A 4,993-nucleotide genomic window follows, 5' to 3' on the forward strand; every position below is an offset into this window, starting at 1 on the left:
GCCGCTTGCTCGTGTGCGCTGTCCTGCGCACACGGCAAGACCAGGGTTGGGCGTCCTGCCCAACCCGCCCGAGGCATGCCTCGGGCCCATGCGGCTCACGCCCCCGCAACCGGACCCACCCCGCCTTCGACAGGTTCCTGCTGTTGTTGGTGGGTGTCGACCTTGGTCGACACGGTAGATCGCCATGCGTGGATGGATTTCTGGTTCATCTGTGCCTCACGCGGAAGGCCGATGAAGGTTCATGCTATGAGGCCACGCAACGCACAGGACATCGCATTCCCCATGGCACGGACCCGGGTCGGCATCATCTTCGGTGGCAAGTCTTCCGAGCACGAAGTTTCGCTGCAGTCGGCGAAGAACATCCTCGATGCGCTCGATCGCGAGCGCTTCGAGCCGGTGCTGGTCGGTATCGACAAGCAGGGCCAGTGGCATCTGAGCCAGCCGGATACCTTCCTGATCAATGCCGATGATCCGTCGCGCATCGCCCTGCATCGGTCCGGTACGTCGCTGGCGGTGCGCCCGGGCGCCGAGCAGGCGCAGCTGCAGCCGTTCGATGCGGCCAGCGCGCTCGGCCAGATCGATGTGGTGCTGCCGATCGTGCACGGGCCGCTGGGCGAGGACGGTGCGCTGCAGGGGCTGCTGCGCATGGCCAACCTGCCCTTCGTCGGTTCACCGGTACTGGGCTCGGCGGTGGCGATGGACAAGGACGTGACCAAGCGCCTGCTGCGCGACGCCGGGCTGCAGGTGGCACCGTGGCTGTGCATCCGTCGCCATCAGGCGGCGGCAGTCGATGTCGATGCGGTGATCGCGCAGCTCGGCCTGCCGTTGTTCGTGAAGCCGGCCAACCAGGGTTCGTCGGTGGGGGTGAGCAAGGTCAAGGATGCAGCGGGCTTCGCCGAGGCGCTGGCATTGGCGCTGCGCTACGACCACAAGGTGCTGGTGGAATCGGCGGTGGTCGGTCGCGAGATCGAGTGCGCGGTGCTGGGCAACGAACATCCTCAGGCCAGCCTGTGTGGGGAAGTGGTGGTGCACGACGAGTTCTACGCCTACGACACCAAGTACATCAACGCCGACGGCGCCGAGGTGGTGGTGCCGGCGGATATCGATGCTGCAACCCAGGCGCGCATCCAGCAGACCGCGCTGCGGGCCTACCAGGCGCTGGAGTGTGCGGGCATGGCGCGCGTGGATGTGTTCCTCACCACAGACGGTGAGATCGTCATCAACGAGGTCAACACACTGCCGGGCTTCACCCGCATCAGCATGTACCCGAAGCTGTGGGGCGCCAGCGGTGTGGACTACACGACGCTGATCACGCGGCTGATCGAACTGGCGCTGGAGCGCCATGAAGCCGATCGCGGCTTGCACAGCGCCGTGTAGCGGCGCTGTGTGTAGCGTCGAGCCATGCTCGACCCTGGAGATGCAGCCGAGCATGGCTCGGCTCTACAGGAGGCGTGCCGACCAACGGTCGGCACCCACCGGGAAGCGACGTGCCGGCCGGTGACCGGCACGTCCTGCAGGTTCTATCCGCGCTTGCGGAACATCGAGATCACTGCCAGTACCAGGAACACAACGAACAGGATCCAGGCAATGTTGCTGGCAGCACCGGCAATGCCGGAGAAGCCGAGCACGGCGGCGATGATGGCGATGACGAAAAAGATGACGGCGTAATGCAGCATGGCGCTCCTCGCAGATGTCCGGGCCGTTGGATGGCGTGGGTCCATCCTCCCGATCTGGCGGTGTGCAGCCAGTGACGGCGATCTATGCAGCAGATGAAGCCTTCAGCCTGCGCAGCCCTTCCTCGATGCTGACCTGCGGCACGTAACCGAAATCCCGGCGTGCCGGCTCCATGCTGTACCAGTGCGGCGTGCACAGCTGCTCGGCCAGGAAGCGGGTCAATGGCGGCTCGCCGCGCAGGCGCAGCAGCGGCCACAGGCGCTCGCAGAGCGCACCGATGCGGTAAGCGGCCTTGAAGCTGATCGCCTTGTCCACCGTCGGCGCACCAACGGCGGCCAGCAGCTTGTTGACCAGCTCGCGCATCGGCAGCGGTTCGCCGTTGGAAATGAAGTAGGCCTTGCCCGCACACGCGGCCCCCGGCGCCAATGCCTCGAAAGCGAGAAAGTGTGCGAGCGCGGCGTTGTCGATGTAGGTGGTATCCACCTTGTTGTTGCCATCGCCCACCAGGCGCAGGCGGCCCTGCCGTGCACGTTCGGCCAGACGCGGCACCAGCTGCTGGTCGCCCGGGCCCCATATCAGGCGCGGGCGCAGCGCCACCGTCGCCAGCGAGGCGTCGTTGGCCGCCAGCACGCGCTGTTCGGCAATCGCCTTGGTCGCCGCATACGGTGCCTGGAAATCTTCGCCGTAAGGCACTTCATTGGCGCCCAGGCCTTCCACCGGATGGGTGGCACGGTGCGTCACGCTGGGCGTGGAGGTGTAGACCAGCCGGCTGATGCCATGCACACGGCAGGCGGCGATCACATTGTCGGTGCCGACCACGTTGGCCTGGTGGTAGCTGTCATAGCTGCCCCAGGCGCCGGCCTTGGCACCGTTGTGGAACACCGCGTCAACGCCGGCCACCGCGTGCAGCACTGCCTGCGCATCGGCCAGGTCGCCACGGATCTGGCCCACGCCCATCGCCTGCAGTTCCGGGTAATGGCTGCGGTTGAACGCCAGTACCTGGTGGCCACGTTCGACCAGCCCGCGGCACAGCGCCTGGCCAAGGAAACCACCACCACCGGTGACCAGGATCTTCATGCGCGCTTCTCCAGTTCGGCGCTGGCCCAGACGGCGAGCTTCTCGCGGCCGATCTTGGCGTTGTGACGGATATCGACGGGGAACGCCGGATGCACCAGGAAGTGCTGCAGGCCGGCCTCAGGCGTGCGCGCTGCGGCATGCGCACGCAGCGCTTCCTGCAGCGCCGGGCTGTCTGCCTGGCCACGCTGCAGTTCCACGCACAGCACCGGCACCTGTGCACCCGGGGCGCCGACACCGACCAGCGCCGTGCGCGCCACCCCGGCCACGGTGTTGAACACCGGCTCGACCTGTTCGGTGTACAGCGGTCCGCGCGTGGTCTCCACGCGCTGCGTCTTGCGCCCGCAGAACCACAGGCGGCCCTGCGCATCGAAGTAACCCACATCGCCCATGCGATGGACCACGCGCGTGCTGCCATCGGCCAGCGTCTCGTGGATCTTTGCCGCCGCCGTGGCCTGCGGGCGGTTGAAATAACTGTCGGTGGCGGTCGGCCCGGCTACGGTGATCTCGCCGACCTCGCCGGTGGCCAGCACGCGTGCCTGCGACCAGTCCGGCAGCGGCGCGTCATCGATGGCGATGATGCGCACTTCGTTCGGCGCCACCACGCTGCCCACGCAGGTCCCTGCGCCAGCCTCGGTAGCGGCGCGCGTACGCTCCAGCTCGCGGCCCTCGACCACGGCCACCGGCAGGCACTCGGTGGCGCCATACGGCGTCCAGAACTGCGCGTCGGCCGCCAGCAGGCTGCGGATGGTGGCGACCACGTCCGGCGGCACCGGCGCACCCGCCGAGGTCACCCGGGTGACCGTCGGCAGCGGCCGGCCATGCTTCGCCAGCACCCGCATCAGTGCCGGCGAGCCGAACAGCTGGGTGACGCCGAAACGCTGGATGGCGTCGTGCAGGCGCGCCGGGTCGGCCTGTGCCGGCCGGGTCGGGTCCATGTCCGGGATGACCGAGGTCAGGCCCAGCGCAGGATCGAACAGCGCGAACGGCGGGAAGGTCGGCAGGTCCACCCCGCCCGCTTCCATGCCGAAGGCACTGCCCAGCAGCTGGATCTGGCCGACGAAGTGGCGATGGCGGTAGACCACGCCCTTGGGCACGCCGGTGGAGCCACTCGTGAACAGGATCGCGGCCATGTCCTCGCCGTCAGTGGCGGCCAGCATCGGCCCACCATTGGCGCCGGCGCGCTCCAGCGCGGCCAGGGTGGTTCCGCCCCAGCCGAGGCGGCGGCCGACGGTCACCAGGCGCGCCGCCGACGGCGCCCAGCGCAGCACCAGCCGCGCCACATGGGCCAGCGGAATGCCGATGAAGGCTTCCGGCTGCGCCTCGTCCAGACACTGTTTCAGCGCGCGCTTGTCGATGCCCGGATCGACCAGCACTGGCACCGCGCCCAGCTTGAACAGGGCGAACATCAACAGGAAGAACTCCGGCGAGGGCCGCACCATCACCACCGTGCGCACCCCTCGGCCGATCCCGTAGCCGGCCAGGCCGGCGGCCATGGCGTCGCTGCGGGCGTCCAGCTGGCGGTAATCCAGGGTGACGTCGTAGGCGGCCATGCCGTTGCCGGCGCCCCGGCGGCCGGGGCAGCGGATAGCAATCTGGTCGGGGCGTTCACGCGCCAGTTCAGGCAAACGGGCCGCAATATTGCAGGGTCGATTCATCCGTTCATTGTCGCCGCTTACGGAATTTCTTGCGCGGCGCCCCACTTCGTGGAAAATCCGCACCCTCGTTCCTGATTCCGACTGCCGCCCGAGGCGGCTTGCCCATGCAACATCCCTGCATGACCTGCGGCGCCTGCTGCACCCAATACCGCGTGGCCTTCCACTGGATGGAATCAGACGAGGTCACCCCCGGCGGCGTGCCACACCAGCTCACCGAAGTGCTGGACCCGCATCGCCTTTGCATGCGTGGCACCCATTCCAAGCCAGTGCGCTGCGTGGCGCTGGATGCTCAGATCGGCGTGTATTCACGCTGCACCATCCACCCCAACCGGCCCAGCGTGTGCCGTGAGGTGGATGCATCGTGGGAGTACGGCAAAGCCAGCCCGCAGTGCGACAAGGCGCGCATCGCCTATGGCCTGGATCCACTGACGCTGGCCGACTGGCGTTGGCGCGATGACGCCGACAATGATGACGATCATCCGGACGACAACGGCAACAGCCCGTCTTCGCCGCCGCAGGCGCCGGTCGCCGCATAATCCGGTGTGGGGGAGAAAGAAAAATAGCAACCCCCCCCCCCCCCCCCCCGG

Annotated in this window: 5 protein-coding genes; 2 read left to right on the top strand and 3 right to left on the bottom strand. The window is 67.9% G+C overall.

The features are described 5' to 3' along the window. The first annotated feature begins 282 nt into the window (after positions 1-282). Complete coding sequence (ddlA, locus tag ACTJJM_RS12945; RefSeq protein WP_440865712.1) at positions 283-1,377, top strand: D-alanine--D-alanine ligase; 1,095 nt, start codon at positions 283-285, stop codon at positions 1,375-1,377. 143 nt (positions 1,378-1,520) lie between these two features. On the opposite strand, the gene ACTJJM_RS12950 is transcribed toward ddlA, so the two are convergent. From ACTJJM_RS12950 to oleC, 3 genes are all read right to left on the bottom strand, one after another. After that, the gene (locus ACTJJM_RS12950) at positions 1,521-1,676 is read right to left on the bottom strand and encodes a DUF1328 domain-containing protein (protein ID WP_004153593.1); all 156 of its coding nucleotides are present in this window, start codon (positions 1,674-1,676) and stop codon (positions 1,521-1,523) included. 82 nt (positions 1,677-1,758) lie between these two features. Continuing rightward, complete coding sequence (oleD, locus tag ACTJJM_RS12955; protein ID WP_440865713.1) at positions 1,759-2,751, bottom strand: 2-alkyl-3-oxoalkanoate reductase; 993 nt, start codon at positions 2,749-2,751, stop codon at positions 1,759-1,761. Further along, positions 2,748-4,406 (bottom strand): olefin beta-lactone synthetase, encoded by a 1,659-nt coding sequence (gene oleC / locus ACTJJM_RS12960; protein WP_317613844.1) that lies wholly within the window; start codon positions 4,404-4,406, stop codon positions 2,748-2,750. The genes oleD and oleC overlap by 4 nt, the downstream gene beginning before the upstream one ends. A gap of 104 nt (positions 4,407-4,510) precedes the next feature. Between oleC and ACTJJM_RS12965 the strand changes: the two genes are divergently transcribed. Then, the gene (locus ACTJJM_RS12965; RefSeq protein ID WP_029380125.1) at positions 4,511-4,942 is read left to right on the top strand and encodes a YkgJ family cysteine cluster protein; all 432 of its coding nucleotides are present in this window, start codon (positions 4,511-4,513) and stop codon (positions 4,940-4,942) included. Positions 4,943-4,993: the final 51 nt, after the last annotated feature.

This window comes from Stenotrophomonas sp. 22692 (assembly GCF_052045015.1).
Taxonomy (GTDB): Bacteria; Pseudomonadota; Gammaproteobacteria; order Xanthomonadales; family Xanthomonadaceae; genus Stenotrophomonas; species Stenotrophomonas geniculata.